The organism is Streptomyces marokkonensis (assembly GCF_008312835.1).
In the GTDB taxonomy this organism is placed as follows: Bacteria; Actinomycetota; Actinomycetes; order Streptomycetales; family Streptomycetaceae; genus Streptomyces; species Streptomyces marokkonensis_A.
The window spans coordinates 1-15082 of sequence record NZ_VSKS01000020.1 but is presented as its reverse complement, the minus strand read 5'-3'; the positions used below and the strand labels follow the sequence as shown (position 1 = coordinate 15082).

Sequence of the window (15082 nt, the reverse complement as noted above, 5' to 3'; positions counted from 1 at the left end):
GCTTCCACTGGACCCATCGCACACCCCCGCAAACGCCGTAAAGTTCCTCGTCGCAAGGGCACACTACACAGCAGTGCCCGTCGGAATTCGGCCTTCGAGCTTATTCTCGCGCCCCCAAAAGGCGGCGTTGCCGCTGACGGCGGTGGGAACATGTCGCACCGACCTCAGCGCAGGAGCGACCTCGGATCCCTCAGGGCGTGCCACAGTCCCGCTCCGAGCGGTACGACCGTCAGGGCGAAGAAGACCCAGAAGAGGAACGTGGCCCCGGGCGCGAGGTCGTAGACGGTGCCGTCCTCCCACTGGCAGTAGGCGCGCGGCGGGAACGGGGTGGAGATGCCCGAGACCTCCCCGTCCCCCAGGACGCCCTCGCGCATCGGTTCCCTGGGGCAGGGAGCGGTGTCCGGGAAGAGGAAGGGGTCGTCCGCCGTCATGATCACGGCCCAGGTGAGGGCGCCGAGCGGCAACGACCAGAACACCGTGGTCCGCACCCACCACGGCAGGAGCGGATGCACCAGCAGGCCGCGCAGCGCCACCCGGGCGATCACGAGCACGGCGAAGACCGCGAGCAGCGTCATGACGCCGCTGCGGCCTTGCGGGTGCGGTACTCGGTTGCGTAGGCCGCTCCGATGGCGAGCAGGGCGGCGGACAGGGCCAGGGACGCGCTCGACCAGTTCATCCACACGTGGTCGGGGTCACTGGGGTAGACCGAGCCGTCGTCGCGGACGCAGTCGAAGCGCAGCGGCAGGTACGAGGACCGGTGGTGGGTCAGGCCCTGCCTCGTCTCCTCGTCGAAGCCGTCGCGGCAAGCCGGGGCCGGGATCGAGTCCGCGCCGTCGCCGAACGCCTGCTCAGACGCCGCGACGCCGAAGAACCCGAGGGAGTAGACGGCCGCGGCCGCCCACGCGGCGGTTGCCGCCGCACGGCGCAGCAGGTGCACCGCCCAGGGCTCGGGCCTGCCCGGGAGCGCCACCGAGACGACGCCCGCCGCGGCGACGAGCGCGCCGACGGCGCAGACCACGAAGAGACCCAGACCCAGCAGCAGCGCCGTCACGTCCTTCCGAGTGGAGGTGAGAGGGCCGAGTACGACCTCACGGGGAACAGACCCTAGTCGCGCGGGACGTCCCTGACGTACACCACCCCCTGCATGCGCGGCAGTTGGGCCGGGTCGAGTGGGGCGTAGCCGAAGTACGGGGATACCCGGGGCGCGGGAGGGGGGTCACCGAGAGTGTCGGCCAGCCGGGAGGAGTCGATGACGCAGGGGTCGTCCGGGAGGGCGTACAGGAGTCCTTCCAGGGTGTCCGGGGGCGGTGTGTCCACTCCGTGGTGCCGGATCGTGCCGAGGGCGGTGGCCAGGAAGGCGTACTCCTCGCCCAGGCGGGCGCTCACGAGGGCGCCGGCGCTCCACCACTCCAGCAGCGGGTGGTCCCACATGCGCATCGAGCTCTTGTCCCGCTGCAGGTGGCTGTTGTGGGCGTGGACGAGTACCGGGCCACGCGCGGCGAGCGCGAGGAGGTTGCCGGTCATCATGTGGTCCCGCGTGGCCAGCAGGTGGGTCATGCGGGCCGGTGAGGTGTCGGCCATCCAGAAGTGGTAGCGCAGCAGGCCGGTGGCGGTACGCCCGTACAGGCGCGCCCGGTCCCGGTCGTCGCGGGAGGTCACCGTGAGCAGATGGGGTGCCTGCGTGTCGAGCAGTGTCACCAGGTCGTCGGCGAGCAGCCGCAACTCCCTCGCCTCGGCCGACCGGCCCACGGACCGGGACGGGTCGGTCATCACGGCCGCGTCGGTCCACGGCTCGTCGGGGCCGAGCAGGCGGTCGAGCGTGTCCGCGGTGCAGGGGAGCAGCGTCGGGTCGACGTGGGCCGCGAGGCAGGCGTGGAGGGCGGTGAGGGACTGGCGCGGGCTCGCGGCGCCGGTGATCTCCAGGGGGCCGTCGATGCCCGCGAAGCGGACCTGCTCGGGTCCCGGGCGGTCGTTGTTGTACTCCCGCATCCAGCGCACCAGTTCGCGGTTGGCCGCTGACGCGCCCCATGCGTGGCTGAACCCGTGCTCCATGACCTCGTCCAGGGCGCCGGTGCCGGAGGTGACGTACGCGTCCACGGCCAGGCCCGCCACGCAGTCGGTCTCGAGCGCGATCGTCCGGTAGCCCTCCCGCTCGACGAGCTGCCGGAAGAGGTCGTTGCGGAGGTCGAGCAGCGCGTCCTCGCCGTGGGTGGGCTCGCCCAGGGCGAGCACGCGTGGGCGGGCGGGAAGCAGTCTCATCACGGCCGCCGCGTCGACGGAGTGGGCGATGTCCTTGATGTCGGTTGCCATGGCCTCAACGGTATCGTTGAACTTTCGGTGGAGACTTGGGCGCGATATCGTCCGTTCCGTGGGGCGCAACCTTCAAAGCGGTGAGAAACTCAGGCCGATCGACCTGGCACGACGGCACGGTCTGTCCACCCAGGCGGTCAGGAACTACGAGGACGCCGGCATCCTTCCCGCCGCCGACCGCACCGCCACGGGCTACCGCGCCTACACACCCCTGCACGAACGGGCCCTCGGCGCGTTCCTCGCCCTGGTACCCGGCCACGGCCACCGGACGGCGACGGCGATCATGCAGGCCGTGAACCGGGAGACGCCCGACGAGGCGTTCCGCCTGATCGACGAGAGCCACGTCCAGCTCCTCGACGACCGGCGCACACTCCAGGCCGTCGAGAGGGCCCTGCACGACCTCTCACCCCGGACGGGCCCTGGGCCCGACCCGTACCGGACGGGCCGTACGTTCATCGGCCCGCTGGCCGAGGAGCTCGGCATCCGGGCGGCGACGTTGCGCAAGTGGGAGGACGCCGGGCTCGTGCGGCCGCGCCGTGACCCGGTGACCGGGTACCGGGTCTACGACGAGGCCGACGTGCGCGACGCGCGGCTGGTCCACCAGCTCAGGCGCGGGGGCCATCTGCTGGAACAGATCGCCCCGTTGATCACGCAGGTGCGGACGGCCGGCGGGCTGGAGCCCCTGGAGGGGGCGCTGCGCGACTGGCACGGCCGGCTGTCCGCCCGTGGGCGGGCGCTGCTGACCGGGGCCGCCGAGCTGGAGGCGTACCTGCGCGCCCGCGGATGAGTGCCGTCGCACCCGGCGCCCGGCCCGCTCTTCGCACTCCGGTCCGGGCTGCACCCCAGGGGCGTGGGGAACCGCGCGACCGGCCACGGACTGCCCGCGCCCGGCATGCGACAGACTCCCAGAGGCCTCAGCCCTCGACCCGCAGCGCGCCGAGCAGCATCGGCAACGACGCGTGCAGTTCGCGTTCCCAGTACGCCCAGGAGTGGGTGCCCGGACCGTAGAAGTGGGTGGTCAGGTGCTTCGCGCCCACGCGCCTCAACTCCGCGGCCAGGGCGTGGTTCTGGCGGTTGAAGTCGGCCTCGAGGGCGCTCGTGCCGCCCGGTGCGTCCAGCGGGCCGGTGGTGCCGTCACCGCAGGACAGGTGGACGGGGAGTGACGTGAGACGCCTGGCCAGGTGGAAGGGGTCGTGGGCCCGCCAGATGTGGCGCTGGGCGACCGGGTCGCCCCAGACACGCAGGGGGTCGTTGTTCTGGCCCGCGAAGAAGCCCATGACGCGGTCGACCGACTCGTCGTTCAGGAGCGGGTGCGCGGAGCCGGAGTAGGCGGCGGTCGCCTTGAACATGCCGGGGTGGCGGGCGGCGTACAGGAGGGCGCCCTGGCCCCCCATCGAGAGGCCGGCCACGACGCGGTCGCGGCCGGCTCCCCAGTCGCTCTCCAGGAGGTGCCGCAGCTCCACGGTGTGGAAGGTCTCCCAGGCGGGGTCGCCGCCCCGGCCGTAATTCCACCAGTCGCTGTACCAGCCGTTCCAGCCGGCCTCGGGCATGACGACGAGGACGTCGCGCAGGCTGTCGATGTCGGCGACGTCGGTCCTGGCGGTCCAGGACGTGTAGTCGCCGCAGCAGCCGTGCAGGAGCCAGAAGGTGGGCCAGTGTCGGCGTCGGTCGGCCGGGTTCCAGCCGTCGGGGGTGAGGAGGCGGACCTTGACCGTTCGGCCGCCGAGTGCCGTGGAGCGGACCGACAGGTCGGTCTGGCGGTCCGCGACCCGGGTGACGCCCACGACTTCGGCGCCGCGGGAGGGCGAGTGGCGGGAGGCCCCGGCTGCGCCCAGTGCCTCGGCCGGCTCGGCCGCACCGGCCGGCGCCGGGACGGTCGGGGTGAGGGTGGCGAGCAGCACGGCGAGGACGAGCAGGAGGCGGTTTCTGCGGTTCAGGACGGTGGTCGCAGTCGCGTGCACGGCGGCTCCCTGTGATGCGCTTCGTCGCTGCAAGGGTGGTTCTGCGGAACGGGCGGGGCAGGCGTCAGTCTCTGCGCGGCAGGATCAGCAGCGCGTCGCCGACCGGGCGTTCGCCCGCGGCGTCGGACGGGTCGTTGATCACGGCGCCGTTCGCCACCATCGTCGTCGAGCCGCCGCCGTCGAGGTTGACCGCGTCGCGCAGGCCGAGGGACCGGGCGACCTCCGCGGCCTCGGTGATGCTCAGTCCGAGGGCGTCGGTGCTGCGGCCGTCGGCGGTGACGAGGACCGTGCGGCCGGCCGCGTCGACTCCGGCCAGGGTGCGCGGGTTGCGCTTGTGCACCCAGCCGTAGTACCAGCTCGGGTCGCCCGGGTGGACCATGCCGTCGGTGGCGGGGGTGACGTGGAGCCGGCCGTCGCGGACCAGTTCCGGGCCCGCGTTGACGATGTCCGTCCCGGAGGAGGCCGGGACGCGGTGTCCTCGGTCGTCGAGCAGGGTGGTCCCGAGGTGCAGGCGGTCGCCGGGCCGGGCCGACGCCGTCAGGTCGGCGACGCGTCGTCCGGTCGCCTGGACCGAACTGCCGCCGGAGGGGAGCGGGCCACCGCGCGGGGTGCGCAGCTCGACGACCCGGCCGCGGGCGTCCAGGACGGCTTCCGTGCCCTCGCCCTGCGGTGTGCTCCGGCCGTACTCGGGTGTGAAGGCGACGAGTTGGTCGGGGTTGGTGCAGGTCACGTCGTGCAGGGGCAGGGCGGTCGGGCTGTCGCCCGCGCCGCCGCCGCAGTTCCTGATCAGGCCCGGCACGCGGTTGATGCCGTTCAGGGGCAGGGAGGTGTGCCCGGTGGTGACCCGTCCCTGCCACGTGAGGCGGGTGACGTCCGTCCGCCGGCCGTTGTCGTGGACGACCAGGGCGGGGCGTCCGCTCACGGGTTCGCTCAGCAGCCCGCCGTCGTACACGCCCACGCCGGCCGGGTCGCCGGGGGCGCCCGCGCGGGGGTCGAGGACGAAGAAGCCGGCGTTGACGGCGGCGGTGGCGCCGGCGGCGTCGGACAGCGCGCTGGTGGTCTCGCGGTTCTCCAGGTCCGGGCCGTACGTTGCGTCCAGCCTCCCGCGGAACGAGCGCGGGTCGATGGTGAGGACGTCGACGCGCCAGGGGCCGCGGTCCGCTGTCCCGCCGTCCCAGCCGGTGTAGGTGACCGATCCGGTGAATCCGGCCGCCCTGAGCCGGGTGCGTTCGGAGGTGGCGGCGGACTGGGAGCCGAAGGAGCCGATGCGGACCCGCCAGCCGAGGGTGCCGCCCGCGTAGTCGGCCGTCCTCGGTGTCGTCACCCGCTCCACGCGGGCCCGGAATCCCTCGCGTCCCAGCTCGGCGGCCAGTTCGTCGGCGCTCGCCCTGTCCTTGAGGGTGGCCGGCGGCGCGTCCGGGTCCGGTGAGGTGCCGCCGCCGGGGATGGACGCCTCGACCGTCCAGTGGTGCGAGGGGTCCACGGCGCCGCGCACGATGCGGGTGAGGGTGACGCCCGGCTGCAGGGTGCGCGTGGTGCGGGTCTCCGTCAGGTCCGGCGCGCCCAGCGGCAGGGCGGTGGCGGGCCTGCCCGCCCGGGAGTCGGCGGATGCCTGGACCGGTGGTCCGGTCACCGCCAGGACGACGCCGAGGACGGCGACCGCACCGCACAGTCTCTTCTTCATCAGCACCGCCTGGGGAGGGGCATCAAGGCCTCGTGCACACGACGTTCCGGTGGCACACGCGTCACTCTCCCCACCCGCGCCGACGGGGTCACGAACAGTCACTTAACGCACGTTGGACAAGTATCGACCGGTTCTGACGCACGTCAAGAACGCCCCCCGGGGCCGGTGTCCGGCGTCCGGACGCGGTTGTCAGTGGGCGTCGATAGATTTCCTTCCGTCCCGCCGGTCCGGCGAGGACGTCCCCTTTCGCATGCATGGGAGATGGTGCGTTGTCCGTCTGGGAGAGGTCGAGTACGGCGCGGGTGGTGCCGTCCGCGCGGCCCCGGAAGCTCGCCAAGGTGCCGTTCGTGGAGTTGGCGGACGGGCGCCTGCAGGGTGTGGTGTCCAGTGGCTCGGACATCGGGCGGGTGTACGTGTCGTCGGTCGAGGCGGGGACGTACGCGTTCGCGTGCAGCACCAACAACAACCGTCCGTGCGGTGGGGCTCGCGGGTCGTTCTGCAACCACATACGGGCGCTCATCGGTGAGGCGGTACTCCAGTACGGTGCGGAGCGTGTGGTCCGGTATCTGAAGGTGGACGTCCCCGGTGAGGAGGCGGACGCGCACACCGTCACCGGTGCCATGGTCTCGACGCGGCCCGCGCAGGGGGACAGTTCGGCCGCGGCCCAGGTGTTCAGCCGGTTCCTGCGGCACCTGGCCTATCTCGAATTCGAGCCGACGACCGCTCCGTTGCCCGAGATGCAGTGGTTCCCGACCACGAGGGCGGTGGCCTGATGCGTGCCGATCTGCTGACCGATGTCGTCGACGGGCTCGACGAGGCCCTCGCCGCCGTGGACGGTTTCGACGAGGCTCTCGTGGACGGTCTGCTCCGTCCGCAGCCCGCCCAGGCCGTGGGACTGGCCGGGCTCGCCGATGCCGTCGCCGGGTCGCCGCTGGCCGGGCGGGTCGCCGAGGCGGCCGAGAAGACGGCTGCCGGGGCCGCCGGCGAGGACCACTTCGTGGCGCTCGCCGCCGCGCGCACCGCGCTGCTCGGCAGCGTGCACGACGCGCTGCTCGTGCGGGTCGAGGAGGCCGTCGGCCGGCCGCGCGCCGAGGCAGGCGGCGACACGGCCGCGGCCGGGGGCGCGGAGCACGCGGTCAACCTTCATGTGGCCGCGCGCAGTTGGCTGTGCGATCTGGCGCGGGCCGGGTGGCGCGGCATCGACCACGAGCTGGTCTCCGGGGCCGCGGCCGTCGTGTCCGCGATGCTTCCCGAGCCCGGTCTGCGGCGCCTGGCCACGCTGCTCGACGGCTTCGCCGCGGAGCTCGCCGCCTCCTGCCCCGGAGCGACCCTGGAGCACGTTCCCGTACGCCGGTGGGCCGACCTGTGGTCGCGGGCGATGCTGCTGACGCTGCCGGGCGCCGGTTCCGCGCCCGCCGTCGCCGACGTCACCGGCCGTCTGCTGCCGCTGGGGGTGGACGTCCAGGAGCACGCCACCGCCGTACAGGCGCAGGTGCACGCGGTGTTCGAGCCGGCCGACGGTGGTGCGTCGCGGCTGGTGCGGGCCAGTGTGTCCGCGCCGAAGCCGGACAGCGTCGTCGGGGCGGGGCTGTGGCAGCTGCTCCGGCCGCACCTGTCCCTGCTGGCCGCCGTGAGTGAGGGGCGTGCCATGGAGCTCGACGCCATGCCGGTCACGGCCGAGGGCGATCTCCTCTGGGACGACGCCCGCGCCAGGACGGGTGAGCCCGCCGAGGTGTTCACCACCGCGCGGGTCGCGCTGCCCTCCGCGGCCGCTTCTCCGACCGCCCCGTTGGACCGGCATCCGGCGCGGATCGCCGTGCCCGTGCTGCTGGAGGGGTACGGGGTGGAGGAGGGCGAGGACGGGCCGGCCTTCCTGGTGGCCGGAGAGCGTCTCGCCGTCGACGTGGACCGCGTTCCGGCCGCGGGTCCGCTGACCCCGGAGGTCGTTGCCGGATCCGGTGCGTGTGTCGGCCTGCTGCGCTGGGACGCCGGGGCGTTCGTGCTGCAGCCGCTCGCCGTCGAGCGGACGGTGCGGAAGAAGGCCGTCGCCGTGCACGCGGGAGCCTGGGCCGGTGGGACGTCCGACAAGGCCGGTGTGCGGGCCGAGAAGGCGGCCACCGACACCGTCACGGTGCTGCGTGAACGGGCGGGAAGGCTGCTGCGGAAATGAGCGAGGAGAGGAGCGGAGGGGCCCCGGCGCCCGATCCCGACGAGAACCGGCGGCAGGTGCTCTACTGGCGTCTGCTGGCCCGGCTCTTCGACCCGGAGGAGCAGGCGTCCCTGGAGTCGGCGAGTCTCGCCGTGGTCGAGGACATCGGTCTGCCGTCGGCGCTGCTCGACCCGGGGGCGTCGGTGGATTCCGTGGTGCAGCGGCACCCGGAGCTGGCGGCCGAGTTCGACGGGCTGATGACGCCCGGGCCGGACGAGGACGGTACCCGTGACCGGGCGGCGGAGGTGCGGCGCGCGGCCCTCGTGTCGAAGGTGCTGCTGAACGTCTTCGCCTCCGGCTCCGGCACCGTCACCGCCGAGCAGCTGGCCCGCTGGCAGTCCGACGCGGGCTGGCTGGAGCGGGCGCTGGGCTGCCGGCCCGGTGACCTGCGCGGCGGCGGGGGCCGGCGGGCGGGGTCCGGAGGAGGTGTCAGTCCGACCGGTACGGGTGCCGGCGGGCCCGCGCCCGACCTCAGCCGGCTGATTCCCGAGATCGGGCCCGAGCTGGGTTCGATCGAGGCCGGTCTCGTCAAGCGGATGCGTCTGCGCGAGGTGCTGGCCGATCCCGCCCTGGCGTCCCGGCTGACGCCGAGCATGTCGCTGATCGAGCAGCTGCTGCGGGACAAGGACAACCTCTCCGGGGTGGCCCTGGCCAACGCCAAGGCGCTGATCCGGCGTTATGTCGACGAGGTGGCCCAAGTCCTGCGCAGCCAGGTGGAGAAGGCGACGGTCGGCGACATCGACCGGTCCGTCCCGCCCAAGCGGGTCTTCCGCAATCTCGATCTCGACCGCACCATCTGGAAGAACCTCACCAACTGGAGCCCGGAGGAGGAGCGGCTCTACGTCGACCGGCTCTACTACCGGCACACCAGCCGCAAGACGACACCGCAGCGGCTGATCGTGGTCGTGGACCAGTCGGGCTCCATGGTCGACTCGATGGTCAACTGCACGATCCTGGCGTCCATATTCGCCGGGCTGCCGAAGGTCGACGTGCACCTCATCGCGTACGACACGCAGGCGCTGGACCTCACGCCCTGGTCGCACGACCCGTTCGAGACGCTGCTGCGCACCAAGCTCGGCGGCGGCACCGACGGCACCGTCGCGATGGCGCTCGCCCAGCCGAAGATCGCCGAGCCGCGCAACACGGTCGTGGTGTGGATCTCCGACTTCTACGAATGGCGCACGGACGAGCTGTTCGAGAGCATGGCCGCGATTCACCGCTCGGGGGCGAAGTTCATCCCGGTGGGTTCGGTGACCAGTTCCGGGCGCGGCAGCGTCAACCCGTGGTTCCGGGAGAAGTTCAAGGACCTCGGTACGCCGGTGATCTCCGGCCACATCAAAAAGCTCGTGCACGAGCTCAAGACCTTCCTCACGTGACCGGCGAAGCGCCACACGTCTCCCTCTGATCATCACCGTACGAAAGGCTTTCCCCTCATGTCCGACCTGCTGCGCGCGCCCGCCGAGATCAAGTACGCCGAGGAGCTCGACTGGCTGGAGTCCATCGACGACAACCCCAAGCCGTTCTCGTGGCGCCTGTCGCCGAAGATGGTCCGCCTGTTCATCCTCGGCTCCGAGCGGGCCGACGGACTGGACCGGGAGGTGTCGCAGAAGTGGTTCGGTGACCGGAGCTTCGTCGAGCGGTCCATCGTGACGCTCGCCTCCGACCGCGGTCTGCTGCTCATCGGCGACCCGGGCACCGGCAAGAGCTGGCTGGCGGAGCTGCTGTCCGCCGCGATCTGCCGCAACTCCACGCTGGTGGTGCAGGGCACGGCCGGCACGACCGAGGACCACATCAAGTACTCGTGGAACGTCTCCATGGTCATCGCGAAGGGGCAGTCGCGGGAGTCGATGATTCCCTCGCCGATCATGACCGCGATGGAGGCGGGTGCCATCGGCCGCTTCGAGGAGCTGACCCGGTCCACGAGTGACGTCCAGGACGCGCTGATCTCGATCCTCTCCGAGAAGTACATCTCCGTGCCCGAGCTGGAGAGCGGAGCCGGCGACGACAACATCGTGTTCGCCAAGCCGGGCTTCTCGATCATCGCCACGGCCAACAGCCGCGACCGGGGCGTCAACGACCTCTCCTCCGCGCTGAAGCGCCGCTTCAACTTCGTCCGCATACCTGTGGTGACGAACAGGAAGAGCGAGGCGGAGATCGTCCGTTTCCGCACCGAGGAGCTGCTGCGCCGGCACTCGATCGACCTGGACGTGCCGCCGACCCTGCTCGACGTGCTGCTGCAGAGCTTCGCCGACCTGCGTGCGTCCGCCGCGGCGGCCGGCAGCGACGACGAGAAGCTGGAGTCGGCCCTGTCGACGGCCGAGCAGATCGGTGTGCTGGAGGACGCGGTCCTGCACAGCAACTTCTTCGGCGAGCGCGCCCTGACCGCCCGCACCCTGGCCTCCTCGCTGGTCGGTTCGCTCACCCGGCGCGAGCCGGAGGACCTGGCCATCCTCAACAAGTACCTGCACGGGGTCGTCGAGCCGCGCAGCAAGGACGAGGGCGGTTCCTGGCCCGAGTTCCTGGAGGGCGGCCGCGACGCGATCGCCACCCTGTCATGAGCGGGCCCCAGGAGAGCACGTCCTTCGCCGCGCTGCGCGGGCAACTGCGGGAGGCGGCCGCCGCGTTCGCGGGCGGGCCGGACGCCCTGGAGGGCATCCTCCTCGGCATGGTCGACGACGTGGACCGCGCGGTGCGCGAGCCGCTGGAGATCTTCCCGGTCTGTCATCACTCCCCCGCCTCGGCGCTCGCCATGGCCCGCCGGCTGCGGGAGAAGCAGCCGAAGGTGGTGTACCTGGAGCTGTGCGAGGACATGGCTCCGCTGCTGACGGAGCTGCGCAACTGCCGGCTTCCGGTGGCGGTGCAGGCGTTCGCCGGCGATGTCGACGGTTTCCCCCAGGAGTGGGCGCCGTTGTCGGTCGTCGCGCCGATCACCGAGGCGTCCGCCGAGTACCAGGTCATCGCCTACGCCCTGGACACCCCGGGGGTGGAACTGGTCCTCGTCGACCGGTCCTCGGACCACGTCTTCCAGTGGGACAGCAGGGGCGAGCGGGCCCCGGAGGGGAGCGAGCCCCCGGCCGAGGAGGAGGCCGCGCTGCACGGTGAGGCCGTCGGGGTGGAGATCGGCGACCTGCGGCCGCGCTTCGCCGAGCTGGAGGAGCACCTGCTGCGCCACGGCAAGGTGCGGCACTGGTCGGAGTGGTGGCACCAGTACGTCGAGGTGCCGCTCGGTGACGGCGCCGCCGACCACGACACCTACCGCCAGGTCATGTTCCTCATCGGCAGCCTGTTCCGGCGGCTCGCCCCGGGCGACGGTGCCCGGGTCCGGGTGGACGAGGACCGCGAGCGGTACATGTGGACGCGGATGCGTGAGCACCTGGCGGCGACCGGCACGGATCCGGAGGACTGCCTGTACGTGTGCGGGGCGTTCCACGCGGCGAGCCGTGTCGAGGAGTTCGGTGTGCACGGCAGCACCGGCACGTTCACGATCTCGCCGTGTACCGCCACCACCTGGCAGTACGGGCTGATCCCGTCCAGTCACACGGCGATCGAGGCGCAGTTCGGCCTGGCGGCCGGTTCGGTGTCGATCGCGGCGACGGAGTGGGCGAAGAGCCTGAGGCGGACCCGGGTGAAGCCGTACCGGCTCCAGGGCCAGGCGGGGGCGAAGAAGTCCGGGAGGAAGGCGGTCGCCGCCCCGGTCGTGGCGGCTCCGCCGTCCACGGACGCCGGGGACAGGCTGTCCGGGTTCCTGCGCCGGCCGCCGGTGCTCGACGGTCTGGACGAGGCCGAACTGCTCGGCTGGTCGGTGGACATCGTGCGGGCGGCCCGGCGCAACGGCTACCTCGCCTCCACCGCCGACGCCATCGCCGTGTTCGAGACGTCGATCCTGCTCGCCGGCATGCGGGACCGCGCCAAGCCGACGCCGTACGACTTCCAGGACGCGGCGGTCACCTGCATCGAGAAGGACAGCGTCCCCGGGCGGCGGGACGTGCGGCGGCTCGTCGAGATCATGATGGGCGGCGACCGGATCGGCCAGGTGGGCTACGAGGCGCTGCCGCCGCTCGCCCGCGACGTGTACGACCGGCTCGAACCGCTGGGGCTGAAGCTGCAGCAGCGCGGCGTGCAGCGGGCGCTGCTTGACATGACGTCCCGGCCGGAGCTCGAGTCGTGCTCCGACATCCTGTGGATGCTGCGGCGGCTCATGCCGCACGGCGCCGCGCGGCCCATCATGGGCGAGCGGCGGCTCGGTGAGCGGTCGATCCAGGAGTCCTGGGACCTGGCGATCGGCACCCACCAGCGGGCCCTCATCGAGCTCGGCTACGAGGGTGTCAGTCTCGAGCAGGTGCTGGAGCAGCGGCTGCGGCGCGAGGCGTACGGGCCGCAGGCGACCGCGGCGAGCGTGCTGGCGGCGGTCGAGGACACGCTGCTGTACCTGCGCAGCCGCCGTCTCGCCGACGAGCTCGGCACGCACGCGCTGAAGGTGCTCGCGGCGGAGCGCGGTGTCGACGGGGCGCCGGAGGTGCTGCGCCGGGCGCGTGCGCTGCTGGCGTACTACCGGACCAGCGAGCCGGTGCTGCCGGGCTGGATCGAGTCCTTCGTGAAGACGGGTTACGCCCACTACTGCACGTTGCTGCCGACGGCCTTCCGTGACGAGGACGCGACGGTGGGACAGGTCGCGGCGATGCTCGGCTTCCTGTTCAGCATGGAGAGCCTGGCGCTGTCGCTGGGCTGCGACCGGACCCAGCTGGAGCTGGCGGTCGCCCAGTCGCACCCGGACGACCCGTCGAAGACGGCCCTGCTGTGGGCGGCGCAGGTGCAGCTCGGCACCCTGTCCCGGGCGGAGCTGCGGGCGCGGTGCGAGGCGCTGCTGGACAACCCGCTGGTGGTGCCCGCGTACCCGCGTTACCTCAGCGGTTTCGTGCAGGCCCTCGAGCCGGTTCCGGGGCTGGCGGACGTGGTCGTGGAGGCGGTGTCGAACGCGTTCGGACGACTGCCGGACGCGGTGCTGCTGCCGTGGTTGCCGCTCCTGATCACCACCCTGCGCTCCGGCGCGGGGGATCTCGCCCCGCTGCTGATCCGGGAGGCGGGGCGGATCTTCCCGGGCCGGCTGGCGGCGCTGGACGCGTGGACGCCGCCGTGGCGGATGCCGGAGGTCGATCCCTTCGCCGCCTCCCGGGCGCAGCCGGGGGCCGTGGTCCCGCGCGGCGCCGCGCTGCTCACGGTGCACCCCGCGGCGTGCGACGCGGTGGCGGGGCTGCTCGGCTGCGAGGAGGACTGGGCGCGGTCCGGTGTCCCGGCGGCCCCGTCGGGCGCGGCGTTGCTGTCCGCGCATCCGCGGACGTGCGACGCGGTGGCGGAGCTGCTGGGGTGCGACGGCACGTGGGCCGCGGCGGCCGGCGGGCCCCCGTCGGGCGCGGCGCTCGTGGCGCGTCATCCGGCCACGTCCGAGGCCCTGGGGGTGCTGCTCCCCGCCACATGACGGCCGCGTGCGGTGGGCCCGGTGCGGCCGAGGGGCCCGGTGGCGTGGGGGCCGTCACGCCACCGGGCCGGTGTTCAGGCGAACGGGATGGTGAGCACCGAGCCCGTGCCCACCTGGAGGGTGGAGGGGCCGTTGCCCAGTGCGCTCCAGACCTCGACGCGGACGGTGCCGCCGTCCAGGTCGCCCAGGGTGCCCGAGGCGGAGTGCAGGCCCTGCCGTGCCGAGGAGTACTCCTCCCAGCCGGGTACCGGGTCGGTGGCGAAGTAGCGGAACGTCTCGACGCGGTCGAACGTGCCGTCGCCGGTCAGGTCGTACGACACCCGGGCCTGCTGGGCGTGGCCGACGGAGGTGCCCGCGTCCACCTTGAACGTGAAGGCGGTGGCGGAGCCCGCCTTGAGGTCGCCCTTGACGTTCTCGACCTCGTAGACGACCGGGTTCTTCGGGGTTCCGTCGTTGTTGGTCCCTCCGGCGGACGGGATGGTGTCGGAGGTGCCCGTCGCGGCCGCCTCGGTGGCGAGCCCGCCGCCCGAGCGCGGGTAGAAGGTGTCGCCCGTGACGTACGGCGGAGGGGCGTCACCGGTGGTGGTGACGGTCACGGTGCCGCTCGCCGGACCGACCTGGCCGGCGGTGTCGCGGGCCTTGACGCTGTAGGTGTACTCGGTTCCGGGGGTCAGCCCGGTGTCGGTGTGCGTGGTGCCGGTGACGGTGGCGACCTTGGCGGTGCCGCGGAAGACGTCGTAGTCCTTGACGCCCTTGTCGTCGGTCGCCGCGTCCCAGGTCAGCTTGACGGAGGTGTCGGTGACGTCGCTCGTGGCCGGGGTGCCGGGGGCGGAGGGCTTCTCGTCGCCCGGAGGCGGCTCCTCGCCGCCGCCGGCGGCGCCGCAGAGCGTGTCGAGCCTGGTGTCGTCGCCCGCTCCGGACGCGGTCGACTTCGCCGGGACGTTCAGCACGCCACCGTCGGAGAAGATCACCGAGCACTCCTCGGCACCGTAGTTGTGCGCGGCGTAGGTCCTGGTGCCGTTCTTGTCGAAGACGGTGGCCGTCGGGGTGTTGGCCGTGACGGTCATGTCCGGGGCGCCGATGGAGTTCATCGTGGACACCCAGTGGTAGGTGTGGGCCTTGGTCTCGCCGGCCTCGGGGACGTACCCGCCGTTGTACTGGTTCCAGTACTGCATGGCCTTGGCCGGGTCGTAGAGGGCCTGGACCTGCCAGAAGATGTCCTTCCACTCGACGGCCGGTCCGCCGTTCTCCTTCTCCATCTCGGTCACGCTGCGGCGCAGCATCTCCTTCTCGCGCGCCAGGTGCAGCGAACCACCGGTCATGGGGAGGAAGTTGATGCCGTGGATCTCCTCGGGGTTGGCGGTCCACCAGGTGGCGTAGGCGCCGCCGCTGCTCCACACCATGCCCACGACGTCGTGGGTGAAGTCCTCGGGGTAGACCTG

At 72.5% G+C, this 15082-nt stretch carries 12 protein-coding genes; 6 read left to right on the top strand and 6 right to left on the bottom strand.

Features of this window, described 5'->3' with window-relative positions; all coding sequences use genetic code 11:
* Positions 1-164: 164 nt before the first annotated feature.
* Genes F1615_RS28090 through F1615_RS28080 form a run of 3 tightly spaced genes read right to left on the bottom strand, consistent with a single transcriptional unit; the run spans position 165 to position 2310 of the window.
* Entirely contained in the window at positions 165-575 is a 411-nt protein-coding gene (locus F1615_RS28090; RefSeq protein WP_149551852.1) for a hypothetical protein, read from the bottom strand.
* Positions 572-1051: a hypothetical protein gene (locus F1615_RS28085; RefSeq protein WP_149551851.1), complete on the bottom strand. Its 480-nt coding sequence runs from the start codon at positions 1049-1051 to the stop codon at positions 572-574. Before F1615_RS28085 ends, F1615_RS28090 begins: the two co-directional genes overlap by 4 nt.
* Positions 1052-1104: 53 nt before the next feature.
* Positions 1105-2310, bottom strand: a complete 1206-nt coding sequence (locus F1615_RS28080) for an erythromycin esterase family protein (RefSeq protein ID WP_149551850.1) — start codon at positions 2308-2310, stop codon at positions 1105-1107.
* 58 nt (positions 2311-2368) lie between these two features.
* On the opposite strand from F1615_RS28080, the gene F1615_RS28075 reads away from it, so the two are divergent.
* Positions 2369-3097 (top strand): TioE family transcriptional regulator, encoded by a 729-nt coding sequence (locus F1615_RS28075; protein WP_149551849.1) that lies wholly within the window; start codon positions 2369-2371, stop codon positions 3095-3097.
* 127 nt (positions 3098-3224) lie between these two features.
* Here F1615_RS28075 and F1615_RS28070 read toward each other — a convergent pair whose 3' ends face one another.
* Both F1615_RS28070 and F1615_RS28065 read right to left on the bottom strand, forming a co-directional pair.
* Positions 3225-4271 (bottom strand): alpha/beta hydrolase, encoded by a 1047-nt coding sequence (locus tag F1615_RS28070; RefSeq protein WP_149551848.1) that lies wholly within the window; start codon positions 4269-4271, stop codon positions 3225-3227.
* Between the two features lie 64 nt (positions 4272-4335).
* Positions 4336-5955 carry a phosphodiester glycosidase family protein gene (locus F1615_RS28065; RefSeq protein WP_149551847.1) on the bottom strand — a complete coding sequence of 540 codons (1620 nt, stop codon included), beginning with the start codon at positions 5953-5955 and terminating at the stop codon, positions 4336-4338.
* A gap of 254 nt (positions 5956-6209) precedes the next feature.
* Here F1615_RS28065 and F1615_RS28060 point away from each other — a divergent pair, with 254 nt between their 5' ends.
* From F1615_RS28060 to F1615_RS28040, 5 genes are read left to right on the top strand one after another with little or no spacing between them, the layout of a single operon-like run.
* Positions 6210-6728, top strand: coding sequence for a hypothetical protein (locus F1615_RS28060; RefSeq protein ID WP_149551846.1), 519 nt, complete (start codon positions 6210-6212; stop codon positions 6726-6728).
* The gene (locus F1615_RS28055) at positions 6728-8125 is read left to right on the top strand and encodes a hypothetical protein (protein WP_149551845.1); all 1398 of its coding nucleotides are present in this window, start codon (positions 6728-6730) and stop codon (positions 8123-8125) included. The genes F1615_RS28060 and F1615_RS28055 overlap by 1 nt, the downstream gene beginning before the upstream one ends.
* Positions 8122-9540, top strand: coding sequence for a vWA domain-containing protein (locus tag F1615_RS28050; protein ID WP_149551844.1), 1419 nt, complete (start codon positions 8122-8124; stop codon positions 9538-9540). Before F1615_RS28055 ends, F1615_RS28050 begins: the two co-directional genes overlap by 4 nt.
* A 57-nt stretch (positions 9541-9597) precedes the next feature.
* Complete coding sequence (locus F1615_RS28045) at positions 9598-10722, top strand: ATP-binding protein (protein WP_149551843.1); 1125 nt, start codon at positions 9598-9600, stop codon at positions 10720-10722.
* Positions 10719-13640 carry a DUF5682 family protein gene (locus tag F1615_RS28040; RefSeq protein ID WP_149551842.1) on the top strand — a complete coding sequence of 974 codons (2922 nt, stop codon included), beginning with the start codon at positions 10719-10721 and terminating at the stop codon, positions 13638-13640. The genes F1615_RS28045 and F1615_RS28040 overlap by 4 nt, the downstream gene beginning before the upstream one ends.
* 74 nt (positions 13641-13714) lie before the next feature.
* On the opposite strand, the gene F1615_RS28035 is transcribed toward F1615_RS28040, so the two are convergent.
* A partial coding sequence (locus F1615_RS28035; RefSeq protein WP_208818424.1) for a fibronectin type III domain-containing protein occupies positions 13715-15082 on the bottom strand: 1368 nt, incomplete at its 5' end.

Bases quoted from the DNA above. Each gene is read 5' to 3' on its own strand.
- F1615_RS28065 (WP_149551847.1), bottom strand. From the start codon at position 5,955: ATGAAGAAGAGACTGTGCGGTGCGGTCGCCGTCCTCGGCGTCGTCCTG.
- F1615_RS28055 (WP_149551845.1), top strand. From the start codon at position 6,728: ATGCGTGCCGATCTGCTGACCGATGTCGTCGACGGGCTCGACGAGGCC.
- F1615_RS28080 (WP_149551850.1), bottom strand. From the start codon at position 2,310: ATGGCAACCGACATCAAGGACATCGCCCACTCCGTCGACGCGGCGGCC.
- F1615_RS28060 (WP_149551846.1), top strand. From the start codon at position 6,210: ATGGGAGATGGTGCGTTGTCCGTCTGGGAGAGGTCGAGTACGGCGCGG.
- F1615_RS28040 (WP_149551842.1), top strand. From the start codon at position 10,719: ATGAGCGGGCCCCAGGAGAGCACGTCCTTCGCCGCGCTGCGCGGGCAA.
- F1615_RS28050 (WP_149551844.1), top strand. From the start codon at position 8,122: ATGAGCGAGGAGAGGAGCGGAGGGGCCCCGGCGCCCGATCCCGACGAG.
- F1615_RS28045 (WP_149551843.1), top strand. From the start codon at position 9,598: ATGTCCGACCTGCTGCGCGCGCCCGCCGAGATCAAGTACGCCGAGGAG.
- F1615_RS28090 (WP_149551852.1), bottom strand. From the start codon at position 575: ATGACGCTGCTCGCGGTCTTCGCCGTGCTCGTGATCGCCCGGGTGGCG.